The 19601-nt window shown below is 40.9% G+C and carries 18 protein-coding genes and 1 tRNA gene; 12 read left to right on the forward strand and 7 right to left on the reverse strand.

The genetic code is table 11. The features are described 5' to 3' along the window. The first annotated feature begins 386 nt into the window (after window positions 1-386). The 5 genes from V6C71_22175 to V6C71_22195 all read left to right on the forward strand — a co-directional run bounded on the left by V6C71_22175 (window position 387) and on the right by V6C71_22195 (window position 3916). On the forward strand, window positions 387-566 hold the full coding sequence (locus V6C71_22175; protein HEY9771166.1) for a hypothetical protein: 180 nt from the start codon (window positions 387-389) through the stop codon (window positions 564-566). Window positions 567-587: 21 nt separating this feature from the next. Next, a complete protein-coding gene (locus V6C71_22180) occupies window positions 588-1304 on the forward strand; it encodes an AraC family transcriptional regulator (GenBank protein ID HEY9771167.1) in 717 nt (238 codons plus the stop codon). Between the two features lie 293 nt (window positions 1305-1597). Further along, complete coding sequence (locus V6C71_22185; GenBank protein ID HEY9771168.1) at window positions 1598-1999, forward strand: Rid family hydrolase; 402 nt, start codon at window positions 1598-1600, stop codon at window positions 1997-1999. Between the two features lie 306 nt (window positions 2000-2305). Beyond that, window positions 2306-2860, forward strand: coding sequence for a hypothetical protein (locus V6C71_22190; GenBank protein ID HEY9771169.1), 555 nt, complete (start codon window positions 2306-2308; stop codon window positions 2858-2860). A gap of 222 nt (window positions 2861-3082) precedes the next feature. Further along, window positions 3083-3916, forward strand: a complete 834-nt coding sequence (locus V6C71_22195) for a hypothetical protein (protein HEY9771170.1) — start codon at window positions 3083-3085, stop codon at window positions 3914-3916. A 226-nt stretch (window positions 3917-4142) separates the two neighbouring features. Here the strand turns inward: V6C71_22195 and V6C71_22200 are convergent. Next, a tRNA-Arg gene (locus V6C71_22200) sits at window positions 4143-4215 on the reverse strand. 151 nt (window positions 4216-4366) lie between these two features. Next, complete coding sequence (locus tag V6C71_22205) at window positions 4367-4750, reverse strand: phage holin family protein (GenBank protein HEY9771171.1); 384 nt, start codon at window positions 4748-4750, stop codon at window positions 4367-4369. A gap of 249 nt (window positions 4751-4999) precedes the next feature. Between V6C71_22205 and V6C71_22210 the strand changes: the two genes are divergently transcribed. Beyond that, the gene (locus tag V6C71_22210) at window positions 5000-5179 is read left to right on the forward strand and encodes a YqaE/Pmp3 family membrane protein (protein ID HEY9771172.1); all 180 of its coding nucleotides are present in this window, start codon (window positions 5000-5002) and stop codon (window positions 5177-5179) included. 103 nt (window positions 5180-5282) lie between these two features. Here the strand turns inward: V6C71_22210 and V6C71_22215 are convergent, their stop codons facing one another. After that, complete coding sequence (locus tag V6C71_22215) at window positions 5283-5987, reverse strand: M15 family metallopeptidase (GenBank protein ID HEY9771173.1); 705 nt, start codon at window positions 5985-5987, stop codon at window positions 5283-5285. Between the two features lie 231 nt (window positions 5988-6218). Here V6C71_22215 and V6C71_22220 point away from each other — a divergent pair, with 231 nt between their 5' ends. Both V6C71_22220 and V6C71_22225 read left to right on the forward strand, forming a co-directional pair. Then, window positions 6219-9218 (forward strand): plasmid replication protein, CyRepA1 family, encoded by a 3000-nt coding sequence (locus V6C71_22220; protein ID HEY9771174.1) that lies wholly within the window; start codon window positions 6219-6221, stop codon window positions 9216-9218. A gap of 144 nt (window positions 9219-9362) precedes the next feature. Further along, window positions 9363-9575 carry a hypothetical protein gene (locus V6C71_22225; GenBank protein HEY9771175.1) on the forward strand — a complete coding sequence of 71 codons (213 nt, stop codon included), beginning with the start codon at window positions 9363-9365 and terminating at the stop codon, window positions 9573-9575. Between the two features lie 200 nt (window positions 9576-9775). On the opposite strand, the gene V6C71_22230 is transcribed toward V6C71_22225, so the two are convergent. The 3 genes from V6C71_22230 to V6C71_22240 are packed head-to-tail and all read right to left on the reverse strand — an operon-like array spanning window position 9776 to window position 12840. Continuing rightward, a complete protein-coding gene (locus V6C71_22230) occupies window positions 9776-10327 on the reverse strand; it encodes a cupredoxin domain-containing protein (GenBank protein HEY9771176.1) in 552 nt (183 codons plus the stop codon). A 5-nt stretch (window positions 10328-10332) separates the two neighbouring features. Next, window positions 10333-12618: a heavy metal translocating P-type ATPase gene (locus V6C71_22235; GenBank protein HEY9771177.1), complete on the reverse strand. Its 2286-nt coding sequence runs from the start codon at window positions 12616-12618 to the stop codon at window positions 10333-10335. A 24-nt stretch (window positions 12619-12642) separates the two neighbouring features. Beyond that, a complete protein-coding gene (locus V6C71_22240; protein ID HEY9771178.1) occupies window positions 12643-12840 on the reverse strand; it encodes a heavy-metal-associated domain-containing protein in 198 nt (65 codons plus the stop codon). 543 nt (window positions 12841-13383) lie between these two features. Here V6C71_22240 and V6C71_22245 point away from each other — a divergent pair. The 4 genes from V6C71_22245 to tkt all read left to right on the forward strand — a co-directional run bounded on the left by V6C71_22245 (window position 13384) and on the right by tkt (window position 18358). Further along, window positions 13384-13962 (forward strand): hypothetical protein, encoded by a 579-nt coding sequence (locus V6C71_22245; GenBank protein ID HEY9771179.1) that lies wholly within the window; start codon window positions 13384-13386, stop codon window positions 13960-13962. Window positions 13963-14296: 334 nt separating this feature from the next. Beyond that, a complete protein-coding gene (gene acpP / locus V6C71_22250; protein ID HEY9771180.1) occupies window positions 14297-14542 on the forward strand; it encodes an acyl carrier protein in 246 nt (81 codons plus the stop codon). 230 nt (window positions 14543-14772) lie between these two features. Beyond that, window positions 14773-16023, forward strand: a complete 1251-nt coding sequence (gene fabF, locus V6C71_22255) for a beta-ketoacyl-ACP synthase II (protein HEY9771181.1) — start codon at window positions 14773-14775, stop codon at window positions 16021-16023. Between the two features lie 307 nt (window positions 16024-16330). Beyond that, entirely contained in the window at window positions 16331-18358 is a 2028-nt protein-coding gene (tkt, locus tag V6C71_22260) for a transketolase (GenBank protein HEY9771182.1), read from the forward strand. 132 nt (window positions 18359-18490) lie between these two features. Here the strand turns inward: tkt and V6C71_22265 are convergent, their stop codons facing one another. Continuing rightward, the gene (locus V6C71_22265; GenBank protein ID HEY9771183.1) at window positions 18491-19567 is read right to left on the reverse strand and encodes a saccharopine dehydrogenase NADP-binding domain-containing protein; all 1077 of its coding nucleotides are present in this window, start codon (window positions 19565-19567) and stop codon (window positions 18491-18493) included. Between the last annotated feature and the right edge of the window lie 34 nt (window positions 19568-19601).

Here is a 19601-nt window from a genome sequence, read left to right on the forward strand (position 1 = left end):
GTTTGAGCGAGAAATAAGAAATTAGTATTCCCATTTCTTATAATGTCGATCGCGATCGTGCGGAGCGAATTTTATTGGAATGTGTAGAACACCACACCGAAAGCATTAACCAAATGAGTCGGGAAGCTTTAATAATTATGCGCGATCGCTATTTTTTACATCCCCATGACTTGATAATCTAAAGTTTACTATCGCATTACTAACAATTGGTTAGAACTTACCGTTCGTTTTGTCGTTAGAGAACGGGCTATTCGCGATCTCAAAGATGCAGTCAGTCGAGATCTTCTTAAAGCCTTTGACAATGCAGAAATTGAAATTGCAACTACTAGATATAATTTTAAACACAACCAATTTAAAAGTAGCATTAAATAAACTAGATAAGCCAAATGCTGAAAACCAAATCTGTGACAGAGAACCTTCTCAAACCAAGCGAACTCAGTCAACGGTTGAAGGGAACTTCAGTGTTATCCAGTCAGCAGATAGGCTGGAATGGAATCTTGGTCGAGCAGTATCAATATTATCCAAGTCCTGGCAAAACAGAAGAAAAAGAAATTCCTGGTCTTTGAGATCACTGGCTAATCTTACCCTTGGGACATCCAAGTCATTTGAGCCAAAAGTCTGATAATCGCTTGCATGAATCTCTCTTTCAAAAGGGAGACAGCCTTTTAGTTCCTGCCAGAAAACCAACCTACTGGCGCTGTCCGGGAAGTCAGTTATCCTCGACAGAACTACATATTCACTTACAGCAGGAGTCGATCGCCAAAGTTGCTAAATCATCTGAAATGCATACAAAGCAGAGCGACCTCGCCAATCATTTTCGCAAGCAAGACTTACAACTTCAACATATCGCCATGCTGTTTTTAGCTGAATTGCAATCGGGTGGCATAATGGGGCGATTATATGTCGAATCCTTAACTCAAGCGTTAGTCATTCATTTGCTGCGACATTATTCTGAGGTGGCACAGAGTGTTACACACCAAAACACACGTTTAACTCATACTCAGTTGCAGCAAGTAATTGACTATATTCACACGAACCTCGATCGCGATTTATCCCTCTCTCAAATTGCCTCAGTTATCAATATCAGTCCGACGTATTTTGCTAGTTTGTTCAAACGTGCTACGGGTACTTCGCCGTACCAATATGTGATTCAACAGCGAGTTGAACGAGCGAAATTGCTATTGTCGAAAACGGATTCGGAGAGCGCCGATATTGCCTTACAAGTAGGTTTCTCCAGTCAAAGCCACTTGACGCAACAGTTTAAGCGATTGACTGGAGTAACCCCAAGACAGGTGCGTCTTTAATCATAAGAATTTGACAAATTATTGTAAGAATCTGAAAGCGTTTAAACATTGGAACTCAGTATATTTGCGATAGATAGAAAATTTAATCGGTTTGGGAATGACTGAGAACCCAACATCGATCGCTTACAGTACCCACTATCTAAAACCAAGAATGGATTATTACCCTAAACTCGACCAGGAAAGCACTATGTCACAAAAACTCTTAGGAAAAGTTACGCTTGTTACTGGCGGCACGTCGTTATGCCTAATTGATTGAGACTTTCAAAAATTTAACGAAGAAAGGAGATGAAGTCATGCAACCGCAATGGATCGAAACCAATCATCACCAAGCTAATTACAAAGCCTTTAATTATGTTCCCGGTGCGATCGCATCTGGCAGATTCGCCTTTATCTCTGGTCAAGTTGGAGTGGAAGAAGATGGCAGCGTGAGTGAGGATGCGGAAACACAGATTGCGCGTGCCTTTGCTAACTTAGGAGAGATCGTTAAGGCAATTCCCGCTAGCCCGCGGGATGTTGTTGACATCACAACCTATCATGTCGGCTTGCAAGAACATTTCTCGCTGGTAAGTACAGAGAAAAAGAAGTTTTTCGGCGATTGGGACCCAGCTTGGACAGCCATCGGTATCACCGAACTGGCTCTTGAAGGGCTGATTCTAGAGATTCGCGTCGTTGTACTTTTGCCGTCTATCGATTAGGCGATCCGATAGTATTGGTCTAGTTTCAAGTTATGTAGTTCGACAGTTCGACATCCTTGCAAGCTCATGATGCCAATTAAGACGCGATCGCGGTACGAAATCTAGGAACAGATATAGGAACAAATATTTGAAGCAGTGCAGCACGCTTTTCTTTTGAGTCATAGCCATTGTCCGCAGCTAATACTTTTAACTACTTGTAATCAATCTCTCTGAAGGGGGAGGAGACTCGATCGATCTCGCGCCATGATTGAAGAAACAATTTAAGTTATTGCAACTTATAAAATTCTTAATTTGGAGACAACAGCGATGGCTGACATGACAAATCTGGCTACAAAGCTTGCCGATCTAAAGCTTATGCAAAACGTTCTGATTGAAAGCGGTCAAAAATTAATGGCAGCTACAAATGACGATACAATCCGCGAACGGTTAGAAAAAATGGTAACTAGCGATCGCGAAAATCTTAGCTCTATCGATGAAGCTATTGCTAAATCTGGTCAGAACGCAGAACCCCGCGATATCACTCAAAAACACGTTGAAAAGATCGCTCAAATGATGGATGGCTCCGAGCTGACGGTGTATGATAAATTCTTTCAGTTTGAGTTGCTCAAACACCAACAGACCATGACTGGCTTAGTAATCCACAAAGTCGCACAAAGTTTAGATGACGAGCTTCAAGATGCAGTGAAATCTTTGAACAAAGTCAACTTTGAGAATCGCGCTCATCAAGAAGTTCTCAAAGGGGTGCTTTATTTTGTCGGAACAAGAGAAATAGCTGGTAAAGAGCCTGACATGGGACTTTGGGGTAGCGTAGAACAAGGCATTGCAGCTCTTAAAGGTGCATTAGGCAGCGCGGCTAGTTAAGCAATTGTGTTTTAAGTACTGCTGTTAGCAAAACAAAGCGATCGCATTTTTATTAAAAGTGCGATCGCTTTTGTCTTAATGATTTAAGACAAAATATTTAAAATTTGCTGCCATTGCTTTTATTGAACTAAACTTAATTACCCCATTCAAAATTAGCCAAAACTGAATTTTCAGTCAATTTTAAGTAATTATAATTACCACTAAATAAGAGGAATAGCCACAGTGAATCTAATTATCAGTCTTTATTTCGGTCTATCAATCTCTTTAATTATTGGTGTCAGTTTTTTACATTTACTTCCCCGTTTAGGTAAGTTAGGAGATCGCATTTCTGATTGGTTTTGTTATGCTCCTGGTATAGATTTAGCCTTAGTCTATTTGATGTTGATGCCGATTACAGTTGGGGCGATCGCTCTAGGATGGCTGGGAGTGGGAACAGCTTTGTTAGCACAATTAAGTACCTTATGGCTGTGGATTATTATTCATGAACTGACTCATCGAGAACAACTGCGTCAGGCGAACATTCACCGTACCTTAGGTGCAATAACAGGTAAATGGCAAAATCATTTAGCCGTCTGGATTACAGCTTTGGCTGTTCCGATTTTTTGGCTAGTTCGTTTGGCTGAAGTAGCTGTTTATCCTTTCCTAACTAAACTAGTTAAGCTACCAAAATACGCTGCAAAAGATTGGGTAAATGTTTCACGACATAAGTTTGAAGGCTTAGTCGGTTACGATTTGATCTGGTGTCTATACTGTGACTGGATGACTGGTGTTTGGTCTTTAGGTACGGAAATGCTACGTAATGTTGAATCCTTTTGGTGTCCAATCCGTTTTTATTCGACTAAAAAATGTGAAAACTGCCAAATTGATTTTCCCGATGTAGCTAATGACTGGGTTGCTGCTGATGGAAAAGTTAAAGATGTCACTGTATTACTAAACTCTAAATACAGTCAAGAACAAAATGAACGATCTTGGTTTGGTCATCCAGGAAGAGAACAAGAACCACAAAATAATGCAGAAGTTGAAATTAAACAGTCAGAGATTACTCCGCCGTCCTAAAGGACGACGCGAAGCTAGTGCTTTAGCATACCGCTCCGCATATAAAACGACGGAGCCTGCTCTGACCGTTGGTAAAAACAACAGCGTTAATTAAGCGCGATCGCTTCTGATTGTTGAAATATACTTCAAATATATTGGTCGTAGCTAATTCTAATAATATTAATAGAAAGAGCCGTAGAGACGATAGTATCATCTACAACCCTTATTTCAATTGGCTTTCATTCTATGAGCGCGGCAGGACTTGAACCTGCGACCTACAGGACCGGAACCTGTTGCTCTATCCGCTGAGCCACGCGCCCTCAACAACCATATAAGCTAATTTATCTAGTTACGGTGCTTCAATAATGATCTTACATTAAGTTCCAAAGCATTGACCTGTTCTTAATGATTTGGAACTTAATTTTTACTGCTAGATACAGCAATACGTATAAAAGTACAGTTGCAAGCGCCTTAATTATTGGTTATTTTATTGCTTGTTGTTAATTTGGGATATTTCTCACCAAAGTAGTTACTAATGAAGGTATTAACGGAAGATAGAATTACAGGAGCAACTAAGAAAGCTAGTAGACCATGAACTTGAAATCCTGGTACGAAGAGAGAAGCTAACCAAAAGCACAAACCATTGATCACTAAGGTAAATGTTCCCAAACTTAAAACATTAATCGGCAAAGATAATACAGATAAAACAGGTTTTACACCGCTATTAAAAAGACCAATAGCTAGCGCAGCTACTATAGCAGCCGGAAAGTTAGCTAAAATGACTCCAGAAAAGATAATATCCACTACCAGAAGACTGAGAGTAGTTGCTAATAAAGTTAAAAGTGTTCCTAGCATTGTTTGTTTTCTCCTGAACTTAAATATGCTGTTGTTTTTATTAAAATGAGATTAACTCCGCTTTTAATAAATAATAGTTATATTATTATTTGTTTGTAGCTAGTTGTGACTCTCTTAAAAGATAGATTTTTAGTTCGATAAACTAAAAAATAGCCTGTATTGTTATATCTCAAGATAGAAGATTTATTTTTAAATACTTGTAAACATAAGCAATGTAATCAAAAATTTATTAAACCCATTGTTATAACCATGAAGCTTTTACAACTAATTACCTGTATTTTATTGCCTCCATTGGGAGTTTTTCTAACTGTGGGTGCTGGTCCTACTTTGCTGATTAATATTTTGTTGACAGTATTGGGTTTTATTCCAGGAATTATTCACGCACTCTGGATTTATTCTAAGCAGGCCGAAGGTAAAGTTAATGTTTAGTAACAACTAACTAAGGAGAAAGATAGTTTATTATTTTGCTCGTGTCTTTCTCTTAGTTAGATTTGCCATTAATAACTGCGAGCAAAGCTAAGAAAATTGTCAGCTAGACCCTACCATAGCGAGCTGTGATTTTAGGCTGTGAATTATTTTGGTTCTTGAGCCAAGCCCACATTTGATCTCCTAATGAGAAATGCCACCACTCTTCAGGATGTCTAATAAAGCCAGTATTGCTCATTATTTTATTTAGCAGTTGACGATTAAAATGATATTGCTGACTATCTCCGTCCTTATTACTCAGGTAGTAGTCAGGTCGCGATCGCTCTGAAAGCTCGTCAATTTCTCCTCCCATGTCCAAGTTTCTGCCCCGTTCGTTAACAATGGTTACGTCAATTGCTGCTCCAGTGCTATGAGGCGGCGGCATTTTTCGATCTAAACTAGGTGCTGCCCAAAGCCGATAAACTTTATTCCACAGATCCTGTCGTTGTTGGGCAGATAGCTGTCGTTCCTGTAGCTCAAGGTCATTTAGAAGCGAATTAAAAGTATAGTTGACCATATAGTGCTGTACCCCCACAGGACGATAAGCATCGTATATTTCAATCTTCCATTGAGGGTAACGTTTTTCTAATAAATATTGTGCTTCTAATAATGCTCGTACAACTCCTTGTCGCAGACAATAGGGAGATTTGTTACCATATTCTGCTCCCAGCTTGACATAAGGATGGGGCAATTTTATGGAAAAATTGTCTAGCGGGATCGCGATCAGACGTTCACCACAATCTTGAATCGGAATTTGATGGTAGGGTTTCATTTAAATTAAATCTTTAAATTAAATAAAAGTCTTTTGGCACAGCCGAAAATCCTTGTTGGTATTTAAAATTTTTACTTACGTTTACCCTAAACGACTACCCTAAAATTCCAGTCAATAAAGGCACTCATTTAATCCAACCCTATATATAGAGTATTTTAAAGAAATACTTGCTTTACTACGCTATAGATAGTGGTATGATACTAATCCCCTAGAAGTAAGTAGTTAGCAGAAATGGATCATATACGGGAATGGAAGGCAAGTGGTGTGGATGAAGAACTAACTCGTCTAAATGTTGTTTCTCTCCAAGGCACTTCTCCCACCGAGTATTTACTTTATTCAGATTCTATACCGAGAAGAAATGACGGTAGAGTTAGCGAAGGATTTCTGCAACGTTATGCCCATACTGATGCAGGAGGATGGTGGTGTTCGGGAATTGATATTCTTAGTGGGAATGAAGATATTTGGGGCTGTTTTAAACCAGATCGACCCCGTAATAGTCAGCATAAACTAATTAAGTATGAGCATCCACCCAAAACCGCTACAGGTGTATTCGCTCTAAAAGTTCCTTTTAGTCTATGGCAAAAAATTGCCGCTCGCGCTGGAGTTGAATTAGCTGTTGAAGATATTGACCGTGAAAGTGTAGATTTAGGTTTTTGGCAGTGGTTACTCGCCCATCGAGAAGTTCCTCTGTGTATTACCGAAGGGGCAAAAAAGGCAGGAGCATTGTTATCTACTGGATATGCAACAATTGCCCTACCAGGAATAAATAATGGTTATCGTACACCCAAAGACGAAGCGGGTAAACGAATTGGCAAGTCTCATTTAATTGCTCAACTTGCTAAATTAGCTACATTTGGGCGAAAAGTATATTTAGTTTTTGACCAAGATTCCCAACCGAACACGATCAAAGCAGTTAATGCAGCGATTCAAAAAACTGGCTACTTATTACAGCAGGCTGGTTGTCAGGTAAAGGTTGTTACCTGGGATGGTTCATTAGGTAAAGGAGTAGACGATCTAATTGCCAATCAAGGTCAAGAATGCTTTGCTCGAGCTTATGATGACGCTTTAGACTTGTCAACTTGGAAAGCAAAGTCTTGGACAAAATTAACCTATCCTACCGATATTGAACTCAATAGTCGTTATCTTCCTGAGTTAAATATTCCCCCAGATACAAAGCTGATTGGGATCAAATCTGCCAAGGGTACAGGGAAAACTAAGTCTCTAACTCAAATTGTCGCACGCGCGATCGCACAGTCGCAAAAAGTTTTGGTAATTGGACATCGAGTGCAGTTAGTTAAGGAATTGTGTCAAAGATTTGGCTTGAACTATGTTACCGAGTCAAGACGCTCCGAGCGCTCCGCTTTGGGCTATGGTCTTTGCATTGATTCGCTTCATAGCTCATCTCAGGCGAAATTTAATCCTGATGAGTGGACAAATAGTCTGGTAATTATTGATGAAGTAGAGCAGGTATTATGGCACGCCTTAAATTCTAATACCTGCAAAGATCGCCGAGTCGAGATTCTCAAATCTTTAAAAACCCTGATGCAGAATGTTTTAGGCAGTCAGGGACAGCTATATGTAGCCGATGCAGATCTCAGCGATATTACACTTGACTACTTGATTTCTTTATCGGGACTAGAGATTAAGCCCTGTATTGTTCAAAACACCTGGCAAAGCGATCGCACTCTGGCTTGGCAAGTCTATAATTATTCAGGTAAAAGTCCGAAAAAACTGGTTAGTAATCTAGAGGCGCATATCCAAAGGGGAGGAAAGCCGTTTATTTGTCTTTCGGCTCAAAAGTTGACGAGCAAATGGAGTACTCAAACTTTAGAAGCTTATTTACAGCAAAAGTTTCCTCAAAAACGGATACTCAGAATTGATTCAGAATCCCTGACCGAACCTCAACATCCTGCCTGTGGCTGTATTTCTAAGTTAGAGCAGGTGCTAGAGCAATTTGATATTGTCTTAGCCAGCCCATCAATCGAGACAGGAATATCGATCGAGCTAAAAAATCACTTTACTTCGGTTTGGGCGATCGCGCAAGGGATTCAGGCAGAGAATGCCGTTCGTCAGACTCTAGCTCGCTTGCGCCATAATGTTCCCAGACATCTATGGTGTGCCAAATATAGCTTTAATAATATTGGCAATGGTGCAACTTCCATTCCTGCCCTGCTTACCTCTAATCAACGCTTTACGCAGTTAAATATCCGTTTATTACAACAGTCAGATTTTGCCTATTTAGATGATTTGGATACAGGTTTTCAAGCCGAATCTTTGCTGTGTTGGGCAAAAATGGCGGTAAGGTTTAATGCAGCAGCAATTAACTACCGAGACTCGATCTTAGCTGGGTTAAAAGCCGAAGGACATCAAATTATTGATGCAGCTAAATATAAACAGTCTCAAATTAAAACCGAGTTCAACACCGATAATTGTCTGGTTGCGGCAATTACCGAAATTAGTAGCCAAAATTATTTAGCAGAATGCGGTGAGATTGCTGCTGTATCTAGTTTAGACGAGCAGCAGTATCAAACTTTAAAAAAACGGTTAATTAAATCTTTGAGCGATCGCCGTCAGCTTCGCAAATACGAACTTCAACAGCGTTATCATCTTTCTATTACTCCTGAGTTAGTCTCTTTAGATGACGAAGGATGGTATCAAAAAATTAGACTACATTATTTTCTGACTATTGGTCGTCCTTATTTAGCAGATCGAGATACTCAAGTTGCCCGCAAGCTAATCGAACAGGGTGATGGTAGTCTATTTTTACCTGACTTCAATAGTTCTCAATTAGGCGCAATTGTCGGGACACTAGAAATTTTAGGGATTCCTGTGCTGCTGCAAGATATAACTAGACAATTGCGCAATACAGATTCTGACTTGCAGTCTCTTGCTGCGATCGCTCATGCTAATCGTCGGGAAATTAAAACAATTCTTAATATTGGCCTTGCCAAAAACTATAGTCCCATAACTATTATTAGCCGACTGCTGGGTAAAATTGGCTGTAAAATTAAGTGCTTGCGATCTGAAAGTCAAAACCAGAAAAGAGTCAGGGTATATCAAATTATCTCTCCAGAAGATGAGCGAGAACAGGTATTTAACCACTGGCTCAATATAGATCGCCAGCGTCCAGGCAATTCTCTATTTTGGTCAGGCGATCGACAAACTAATTCGTCTCAATCCCCACATAATGCTGAAGATCATAATTATCTGCAATTGAGTTTGGATCTTTAATTAAATTTCTCTTGACTAGTCTGCAATCTTTCAGTTAACAGATTCCTAACACTGAAAACTGTAGAATTTAAATTAAATTTGAATCTGTTAGAAAAAGCAGTTAATTGGGAACTATAATTACAATCTCATATTTTATAATCAAAGATGAAAATTCAACCTACAGCAGCTATCGATGGCTATAAACTTTTCGTTCAACATTTGTCCAACAATTTATATCATTTGAACATCGTCGATCCAGATAATAAACTGCATCACTTTGAGGGAATCTACTCCAGTCCAAAAGCCGCCCGTGAACAAGGAAAGTTTGTAATTCAAAACTTTAAGTTTTGGCAAGAAAAATCTCTCAAACACAGTTAATTACAGTTAAGGCAAATCTAATTAAAAATTTCCAATTAGGTTGAAGATCTAGCGTAAATTTAGCTCAAACATTCTTGACCGATTAGCCGTCAGGAAAAGCTAAAACTTCAACCTTTTTTCTCTGGCTCTATATTTATACCCGTTGCTGATACTGAATACTTTTTCAGGGTCAAAGATTTAAGCTTACGATTACAGATTGACTACAGATTATCAAGATTTGAGGCGTTATTTAATTCAGCTTTAACTACACCGCGATACATATTCATTCCACAGGTAAAGATATATTCTCCTGGATTTTCTGGCACAATCTCCACCGAAGTAGTTTGATTTAAGGTTAAATCTAAGGCTTGATTAAAATCTGGTAATAATACCTGTTCTAAACAACTACGAGGATCTTTACGGTAAAAGTTCAATTTAACTGGTTTGCCAGCAGTTACTTCGATTTTGTCGGGTTTATAACCGCCATCCACCACAATGTCTACTTCTTGAATTCCTGATTCCACCCGTGCTTTTTGAGATTTAGTTTTGCTAAACATAAACCACCAGAGTTCTGCACCAATTAAGCCCAAACCACCTAAAGCAACCGCTAGTTTTAAGCTTAGAGGCTGTTCTATTTTCTGAAACTGGCTCTTTTGTTCTCCATTAGAGGCAGGCATTTCTACTTCCATTTGCGCTAATGCGCTACTGATAGTTAAAGTTAGAAAAAATCCCAATCCAGCAAGGCTGCTTAAAATTTTAGTTTTGTTGAACATTTTAATTACGATCGCGATCGCGATGGACTAAAATTTCGTAGACGCAAAGCATTAGTTACCACCGAAACCGAACTAAATGCCATTGCCCCTCCCGCAATAATCGGATTGAGCAACCAGCCAAAGAAAGGAAATAAAATACCTGCTGCGATGGGAATGCCTAAGACGTTGTAAATAAAAGCAAAGAAGAGATTTTGACGAATATTATTAATTGTCGCCTTACTTAACTCGATTGCCGTAATAATGCCCTGTAATTCTCCCGAAATCAAGGTAATGTCACTAGCAGCGATCGCCACATCCGTTCCCGTACCAATAGCAATCCCAACATCTGCTTGAGCAAGTGCGGGGGCATCATTAATGCCGTCTCCCACCATGGCTACAGTTTTACCTTCTTGTTGTAATTCTCTTATCTTGGCAGCCTTTTGTTCGGGGCGTACTTCGGCTTCTACTCGAACTATCCCTACTTGACGAGCGATCGCTTCGGCGGTTTTTTGATTATCTCCCGTCAGCATTACTACTTCTAAATTTAGCTTGCGTAATGTCTTGACTGCTGCGGTAGAAGAAGGTTTTACAGCATCGGCAATCCCCATAATGCCTGCTAGTTCGCCATCGACGGCAATTAAAACTACAGTTTGAGCTTCGGCTGACCAAATATCTTTTTGTTGCTGTACGGTATGGGTTTTGATATCTAATTCAGACATCCAGCGTTGAGTACCAATCTGGACTAAATTATCTGCAACTACACCCTGTACTCCGCTACCGGCGATCGCTTCAAAGTTATCACTTTCTGGGACATCAATGTTTTGCGATTGGGCGTATCTGACAACGGCTTCAGCCAGAGGATGTTCGGAGTTACGTTCTACCGCTGCGACTAAACGCAGTAATTTAAGTTCGGCATCGTTACCAGTAGCTTTAACAGTAGTGTAATTAGTTACGGTAGGTTTTCCTGCGGTAATCGTGCCAGTCTTATCGAGGACAATAGTTTGTAGTTTATGGGCGAGTTCTAAACTCTCTGCACCTTTAATTAAGATACCGTTTTCTGCACCTTTACCCGTACCTACCATAACAGAAGTAGGAGTTGCTAAACCCAAAGCACAAGGACAGGCAATGATTAACACTCCGACTGTAGTAATTAAAGCCAGGGAAACATTACCCATGATCGTAAACCACAGAACAAAAGTCGTAATGGCGATCGCCATTACGACAGGAACAAACCAACCTGTTACTCGATCGGCCAGTCTTTGAATTGGTGCTTTTGAACCTTGGGCATTCTGTACCAGTTGGACTATCTGCGCCAATACTGTATCTGTACCGACTCTGGTAGCTTTGAATTTAAAACTACCTGTTTTATTGATGGTTGCGCCAATTACTTCATCCCCTGGCTGTTTTTTAACAGGTATACTTTCCCCCGTTACCATCGCTTCGTCGATAGTAGAACTGCCGCTGATTATTTCACCATCAACAGGAATCTTTTCTCCAGGGCGCACTAAGATGGTGTCGTCAATCTGCACTTCATTAATCGGTAGATCTATTTCTCTGCCATCCCGAATTACTCTAGCATCTTTAGCCTGTAAGCCCATCAGTTGCCGAATAGCTTCTGAAGTTTGTCCCTTAGCGCGATTCTCAAACCACTGTCCTAAGAGGATTAAAGTAATAACTACGGCTGCGGTTTCGTAATACACTTCTGGCATCAAGCCTTGATTGAGAAAGAAATCTGGAAAGACAGTAGCAAATAATGAATAAAAGTAGGCTGCGCTTGTTCCTAGTGCAATCAGAGTATCCATCGTAGCAGCATGGCGTTTAAAAGCTTTCCACGCACCGATATAGAATCTGTAACCACACCAAAACTGTACGGGGGCGGTCAAAATTAACTGTAGCCAGGGATTATGCAACCAGGCGGGGATAAAGGGCAACTGTAAGCCCGTCATCATCGGTAGCGAACCAAAGATCACAATCAAGCTAATTACACCACCGACAATTATTTTTAGTTTTAAATCGCGAGATTCTTCCTGACGGGCAGCTTTTTCAGCATCATCTTCTCCTGTCACCATTTTTTGTGTTTGCAAAGAATATGACGAGTACCCTGCTTGTTGTACTGCATCTTGGATATCCTCAATGCTAGTTCGGCGAGGATTGAATTTAATCGCAGCTTGTTCGGCACCGAAGTTTACGTTACACTCGGCTACTCCAGGTACATTGCTAATCGCCTCTTCAATACTGCCAGCGCAAGAAGCACAACTCATCCCCCTGAGTTTAAGATTGATGCTTTCTACATTATTTGTAGTTGGATTCATGATTGTTAGGGAAAAAGTGTTTATTTAAGCAGGGGGATAGCCAGCAGCAGCGATTGCTTCTCTGACAGATGATTCCGAGGCTTTGCTTTCTACCGTTACCTGTTTGGTTTTGGGATCGGTTTGTACTTCTGCCGTCGGATCGATTGATTGAATCGCTTTGGTAATAGTTTTGCCACAAGCGGCACAAGCCATATTCGGAACTTTGAGTTGTATAGCCATCATGTTTAATTACTTAGTTTATTTGTTGCTCAATTTAGCTTAAACTCTCTGGTCAACTATAGAGTCAAGTGTTAATTAAATTAAGAAAACAAAAACCCCGAGCGAGCAAAACTAAGAATTAGTCGGTAAACAGGACGGACGCGAAGCTATATGCGAAGCGGTATCCTTTAGGAGTACTTTAGTGAATCATGCACGGGCATATCTTTTAGGAGGACGCTTTTTTAATAATCTTTAAAAGGTACCAGGTTCGACTTTTCAATTAATTTTTGTAAAGTATGATTGCGGTAGGTTTATTTTTCTGGCTTGATAAGAATAGCCAAAAATTATATATCGTGTTTTATAGCTCGTTCTGTTCAAAGGGAGCAAAAAGATAAGCAAAATACGATCGCAGTCTCTCAAAGCGATGAGGATGGTTCAATTTAGCTGTGATAACGCATCAATCAGTTAGCGATCGATCATTAACCATTCGTAGGTGAGAGTATCAATCGTCATTATCTTCATTTAGCATCGATCTTTTAATTTTATTGATAGGAGTAAACCTGACTTATGCAAATGCTCAAAAAGCTGTTTAATTCTAATAGTAAATACTATCTGGAATTAGACGAAATCAAAGAATCAGAGGTAGTACAAACTGCGGTTAAAACTGCCGAAAAAGCTGTTGAAGTTGTCAAGGAAAAAGCATCAGAGGTAGCTAACTCTGAGCCTGTAAAAGAAGCAGTTAAAACTGCTGGGGAAGTTCAGGACAAGCTGTCATCTGGGATAACGGAAGAAAAGCCTGCTGAAACTAAATCAGCTAAGTCAGCAAAACCAAAGGCTACGGCAAAAACCAAATCTAACAAATCTAAGCAAAATGGCAGAGTAGCTGAATCTAGCGAAGAAACCAAAGAAACCAAAAAGACTGCGCCTACCTTAGAAAAAGCGGGTGCATCTTCTTTCGAGCAGCCATTTTGGGTGGCTGCGATGTACAACAATAGTAGTACCACAAATAGCAACGGTAAAGTGGGAGAACAAACCTTTGCTACCGATAATTTGATGCCTACAATGACTAAATATCGTCGTCGTCCTGGCGGTAGTTTGAATCAATTTAAAGCTATGGCAAAACAAGCTAAAAGTCGCAAGGGCTAAATCTGTGACTGTCGCTAAATTCTCTGGGTAAACGGCATCAAGACTGTTCTTAAGCGTTAAAGCAACGCACGTAGACGGAAGAATTATCTTCACAAAGGTAGCCTTCCGTCTTAGTTTTTATAGTTTATAATTTCAAAGCTCAATCCGAATTCGATCTGGGGTCAGGCAATTGTAGATTTGCAATTAACTTTGTCCCCCTTTCAGATAAGATGGGAGTTGCCGCTTTTTATTGAAGCCAGGGTTTAGTTTGATTAGGGAAAAATCCCGTCTAATTTTACTGAACATATATTTTATTTATTTTTGTTGAAACGGGTTACTTAATAGGAAAGAATTAATGAATCAAGAAATTTTTGAAAAGGTAAAAAGTATTGTAGTAGATCAACTAGAAGTTGAAGCAGATAGAGTTACGCCAGAAGCCAGCTTTGCTAACGATTTGGGTGCTGATTCTTTGGATACGGTAGAATTAGTCATGGCTTTAGAAGAAGAATTCGATATTGAGATTCCTGATGAAGCAGCCGAACAAATAGATACAGTTGGTAAAGCAGTCGATCATATTAGTGCTGAAACTGCTGCTGCTTAACTCAATTGATTTTCTAGCTTGAGTTCGGGTTTGCTAGGGCTGCTGAAAATGGTGCCGAACTAATCCTTAAAAAAGCAAATTAAACCAATGACAATTTGCTAACATCACTATTATCACTGACGAGGACAAGTATAGTGAATATAGGGAAAGTGAAGCTGAAAACGCCAAACGGCAGCCTAAAAAATCTCAAACAATAGTAGTGCCATATCAAAAGCGTAAAAAGAGCAAAAATGACAAATAGGCAAAACAAGCGAGTTGTAATTACAGGCTTGGGTGCAATTACTCCCATCGGCAACAATTTGGCCGACTATTGGGATGGTTTATTGCAGGGGCGCAATGGAGTGGGTGCGGTAACTCTATTTGATGCTTCAGAACACGCCTGTAAAATTGCCGCGGAAGTCAAAGAGTTTGACCCTCATCAGTATCTAGATAAAAAAGATGCCAAGCGGATGGATCGTTTTGCTCAGTTTGGCGTGTGCGCCAGCCAGGAGGCGATCGCTGATGCTAAATTCGTCATTGATGAGCTTAATGCCGATCAAGTAGGAGTGCTAATCGGGACAGGAGTTGGTGGTTTGAGGGTAATGGAAACCCAAAACGAAAACCTAATTACTAAAGGACCGAGAAAAGTTAGTCCCTTCACTATTCCGATGATGATCGCCAACATGGCAGCGGGTTTGACGGCAATCCATACAGGAGCTAAAGGTCCTAATTCCTGTACCGTAACCGCCTGTGCAGCAGGTTCTCATGCTATTGGCGATGCTTTTAGACTGATTCAGGGAGGCTATGCCAACGCCATGATCTGTGGTGGTGCAGAAGCAGCGGTAACTCCTCTTTCTTATGCTGGTTTTTGTTCGGCAAAGGCTCTTTCGACTCGTAACGATGACCCCACCCACGCCAGTCGACCCTTCGATCGCGATCGCGATGGATTTGTGATGGGAGAGGGCTCGGGCATTTTATTGCTCGAAGAATTAGAACATGCCTTAGCTCGCGGGGCAAAAATTTACGCTGAAATGGTAGGCTATGGCATGACCTGCGATGCTTACCACATGACTTCTCCCGTACCAGGAGGACAGGGTGCTGCTCAAGCAATTGAATTAGCTCTAGCAGATGGCAATTTTAGTCCAGAACAGGTTGATTATATTAACGCCCACGGTACCAGTACCCAAGCCAACGATTCTAATGAAACCAAAGCGATTAAAAAGGCTTTGGGAGCAAGAGCCAAACAAATTGTAGTCAGCTCAACTAAATCAATGACTGGTCACTTGCTGGGAGGCTCAGGCGGAATTGAGGCCGTAGCGACAGTAATGGCGATCGCTAAAAATAAAGTGCCACCGACGATTAATTTGGTAAACCCAGATCCTGATTGCGATTTAGACTACATACCCAACTCCAGCCGCGACCATCAAGTTAATCTAGCTTTATCTAACTCTTTTGGTTTTGGCGGTCATAATGTTACTCTAGCTTTTAAAAAATATAGCTAAAATTAAATTATTTATTGGTAGATTTTTAGGCGGCCAATTCGCTGGATTAAAGTCGACAAGTACAGCCTATAGTTTTGATTTGCTGCTAATGAATCATAAATTGGCCAATTTATGGTAAAGAGCAATACAGTTTGGCTAATTTTAAAGATGTTTGAACTTGCTAGCTGTTGCTAAGGGATGAGAAGATAACAATTAAAGACTTGTTAGCAGCTTTTAAGATTTAACTTTTAAGCCCAAGCACCTTCTTTGGTACGTTGAACCACCCTCAAATTTTTTGTTTTATCGTAGTTTATTTTAAATAACAAATATGGTAGTTGCCACCCGCTCGACAAAATCAGTTGAAGAACTTTGTATTAATTCAATTCGTTTTTTAGCAATAGATGCAATAGAAAAAGCTAGCTCTGGACACCCAGGATTGCCAATGGGGGCTGCTCCGATGGCTTTTGTGCTATGGGATCAGTTCATGCGTTTTAATCCGAAGAATCCTCAATGGTTCAATCGCGATCGCTTTGTGCTTTCTGCGGGTCATGGTTCAATGTTGCAGTACGCTCTCATGTATCTTGCTGGTTACGACAGCGTATCTATCGAAGACATCAAACAGTTCCGTCAGTGGGGTTCAAGCACTCCAGGACATCCAGAAAACTTTGTCACCGAAGGAATTGAAGTAACTACAGGGCCTTTGGGTCAAGGGATTGCTAACGGTGTGGGTTTGGCTGTGGCAGAAGCTCATCTAGCAGCTAAATTCAACAAGGACGATGCTAAATTAGTTGACCACTATACCTATGTGATTCTGGGTGACGGCTGCAACATGGAGGGAATTTCTGGTGAAGCCTGTTCTTTTGCAGGACACCAAGGATTGGGTAAATTAATCGCTTTTTATGATGATAACCATATCTCGATTGATGGTTCGACTGATGTGGCATTTACCGAAGATGTTTCCAAACGCTTTGAAGCCTATGGCTGGCACGTACTTCATGTCGAAGACGGTAACACAGATTTAGAAGCGATCGCCAAAGCAATTGAATCGGCTAAATCGGTCAGCGATCGACCCACCATGATCAAGGTGACAACTACCATCGGTTATGGTGCGCCCAACAAACAAGATACCGCTGGCATTCATGGCTCTGCTTTAGGAGGAGACGAAATTAAGCTGACTCGCGAGAACTTAGGCTGGACTTGCGACTCGTTTGAAGTTCCTGAAGAAGCTATTAACCATATGCGTAAGGCAGTTGAGCGTGGTGCTAGCCAAGAGCAAGAATGGAATCAGGTTTTATCCAACTATAAATCTAATTATCCTGAAGAAGCAGCGGAATTCGAGCGTTATCTTAGTGGTAAACTACCTGATGGCTGGGAAAAAGAACTGCCTACCTTCACTCCTGAAGATAAAGGATTGGCAACTCGCAAGCATTCCGAGGCTTGTTTAAATAAACTAGCTCCTGTATTACCTGAATTGATTGGTGGCTCTGCGGATTTAACTCATTCCAACCTAACTGAGCTTAAAGAGTCTGACGAATTTCAAAAAGGTGCATACCAAAACCGCAACATCCATTTCGGCGTTCGCGAACACGCCATGGGAGCAATATGTAACGGTATTTCTTTACATTCTTCTGGTTTAATCCCCTACGGTGCAACCTTCCTAATCTTCACCGACTATATGCGGGCTGCCATTCGTCTATCGGCTCTTTCTGAAGCAGGGACGATTTGGGTAATGACTCATGACTCTATTGGACAGGGAGAAGATGGGCCAACTCACCAGCCAATCGAAACTTTAGCTTCTTTAAGAGCAATTCCTAACTTGACCGTGATTCGTCCTGCCGATGGTAACGAAGTTTCAGGAGCATATAAGGTTGCGATCGAGAACGCCAAACAACATAAGCCTACTTTGATGGCATTTACTCGACAAGGTGTACCTAACCTAGAAGGAAGTTCTATGGAAGATACTACTAAAGGCGCATACGTCATTTCCTGTGGTTTTGAGCCAGCAGAACTAGACCTAATCTTAATAGGTACTGGTAGTGAAGTACAGCTTTGTATTGGAGCAGCCGACCAACTCAAGGCTGAAGGCAAAAAAGTGCGCGTAGTTTCTATGCCTTCTTGGGAACTATTTGAAGCTCAAGATGAAGCCTATAAAGACTCTGTTTTACCAAAAGTTGCCAGAAAACGCCTCTCAGTCGAAGCTGCTAGTAGTTTCGGCTGGCAGAAATACACTGGTTTTGAAGGTGGCTCTGTCAGTATCGATCGCTTTGGCTCTTCTGCTCCTGGTGCAGTTTGTTTAGAGAAATTTGGCTTCAGCGTCGATAACGTCGTGGCAAAAGCTAAAGAAGTAATTGGCTAATTTTACTAAGCAGAATTAGTTAGATAAATCAAATAATTAATAATTCAATTACTCAGCCCTGTGTAACAACAGGGCTTTTTTCTTAGATCCAGATTGTCAGCGCAAATTCGCGACAGTCCTAAAGGGGACAATTTAATCGACCACAATCTTAATCTGGCGACTGTCCATCGCTTTGACAAATAACTCGGTTGGTAATGCTTGCTCTACGGGATAAATACCTGGCTGGTTTAACTTACCCTCTAATAGTAATTGCGCGATCGTACCTGTACCTGCTCCTGCTGCGATCGCCGTATCTTGATGTACCATAGTGCTGCAATAGGTATAAGGCTTACCCGCTTTTTGTCCTGTAAGTTCGGCTCGCATGGCTACTCCGATTCCGCTAAAGCGATCGCTAACTTTGGTCATAGCATAGCTAACGCGCGCAAAGAACTCAATTCCTTTAGGAGTACTTACCCAAGCTTCAGGAAAGATATGCGCCGTAATCCAGGTTAAATGGTTGTACCAGTCAGGGATTGAGCCAAATTTAGTAATTACCGTATCTACAGCAAAAGAATCAGCAAAAGTATAGGTTTCTGGCATATCAAACCAATATACCCCTGTTTTACCGTAGGGTTGAGGAAACTCAATGATTTCGCGTTCACTGTATGGCGATATTTCCTGCCACTTACCGTCAATCCAGGCAGAAAAGTTATTTTTCAATCCTAAAAAGGTAGTCCGCATGACGGTTAATCCCGCGCCACCCGAACCCGCGACTATATAGCTCAAATGAATCTTTTCTGGCCGATCGAACTGCTCTATTCCCTGTTTGACCATGCTGTTAGAAATACCAGGAAATACCCCCGTATTTAGAATAGCCGTAATTCCTTTAGAGATCGCCCGCTCCTGCTGTTTAATTACTCGTAGATAAAAAGAACGATGATCGCTGACATCGATATAGTTAACTCCCCGATCGATGCAGGTTTCTAAGACGCTACCGTCTCGATAATGAAATGGCCCTGCACAGTGTACTACTAGATCTCGATCGGCGATCGCTGCCTGTAGCTGCTGGCGATCTGCCAAATCTAAAGCGATAAATCTTAAAGGCAAATCCACCTGTTGCGTCTTACGCGAGCTTATGGTAACTTCGGCATCAGTGTGGTTGATAATATCTCGTGCAACACTTTTACCAATTCTGCCATAGCCGCCAATCACCAAAACTTTTTTTGTCATACCACCTACTTTCTCAGTTGGATTTATGATACCA

Source organism: Coleofasciculaceae cyanobacterium, assembly GCA_036703275.1.
GTDB lineage: Bacteria > Cyanobacteriota > Cyanobacteriia > Cyanobacteriales > Xenococcaceae > Waterburya.

Bases quoted from the DNA above. Each gene is read 5' to 3' on its own strand.
- V6C71_22175 (HEY9771166.1), top strand. From the start codon at position 387: ATGCTGAAAACCAAATCTGTGACAGAGAACCTTCTCAAACCAAGCGAA.
- V6C71_22185 (HEY9771168.1), top strand. From the start codon at position 1,598: ATGCAACCGCAATGGATCGAAACCAATCATCACCAAGCTAATTACAAA.
- V6C71_22190 (HEY9771169.1), top strand. From the start codon at position 2,306: ATGGCTGACATGACAAATCTGGCTACAAAGCTTGCCGATCTAAAGCTT.
- V6C71_22205 (HEY9771171.1), bottom strand. From the start codon at position 4,750: ATGCTAGGAACACTTTTAACTTTATTAGCAACTACTCTCAGTCTTCTG.
- V6C71_22210 (HEY9771172.1), top strand. From the start codon at position 5,000: ATGAAGCTTTTACAACTAATTACCTGTATTTTATTGCCTCCATTGGGA.
- V6C71_22215 (HEY9771173.1), bottom strand. From the start codon at position 5,987: ATGAAACCCTACCATCAAATTCCGATTCAAGATTGTGGTGAACGTCTG.
- V6C71_22220 (HEY9771174.1), top strand. From the start codon at position 6,219: ATGGATCATATACGGGAATGGAAGGCAAGTGGTGTGGATGAAGAACTA.
- V6C71_22225 (HEY9771175.1), top strand. From the start codon at position 9,363: ATGAAAATTCAACCTACAGCAGCTATCGATGGCTATAAACTTTTCGTT.
- V6C71_22230 (HEY9771176.1), bottom strand. From the start codon at position 10,327: ATGTTCAACAAAACTAAAATTTTAAGCAGCCTTGCTGGATTGGGATTT.
- V6C71_22235 (HEY9771177.1), bottom strand. From the start codon at position 12,618: ATGAATCCAACTACAAATAATGTAGAAAGCATCAATCTTAAACTCAGG.
- V6C71_22240 (HEY9771178.1), bottom strand. From the start codon at position 12,840: ATGATGGCTATACAACTCAAAGTTCCGAATATGGCTTGTGCCGCTTGT.
- V6C71_22245 (HEY9771179.1), top strand. From the start codon at position 13,384: ATGCAAATGCTCAAAAAGCTGTTTAATTCTAATAGTAAATACTATCTG.
- acpP (HEY9771180.1), top strand. From the start codon at position 14,297: ATGAATCAAGAAATTTTTGAAAAGGTAAAAAGTATTGTAGTAGATCAA.
- fabF (HEY9771181.1), top strand. From the start codon at position 14,773: ATGACAAATAGGCAAAACAAGCGAGTTGTAATTACAGGCTTGGGTGCA.
- tkt (HEY9771182.1), top strand. From the start codon at position 16,331: ATGGTAGTTGCCACCCGCTCGACAAAATCAGTTGAAGAACTTTGTATT.
- V6C71_22265 (HEY9771183.1), bottom strand. From the start codon at position 19,567: ATGACAAAAAAAGTTTTGGTGATTGGCGGCTATGGCAGAATTGGTAAA.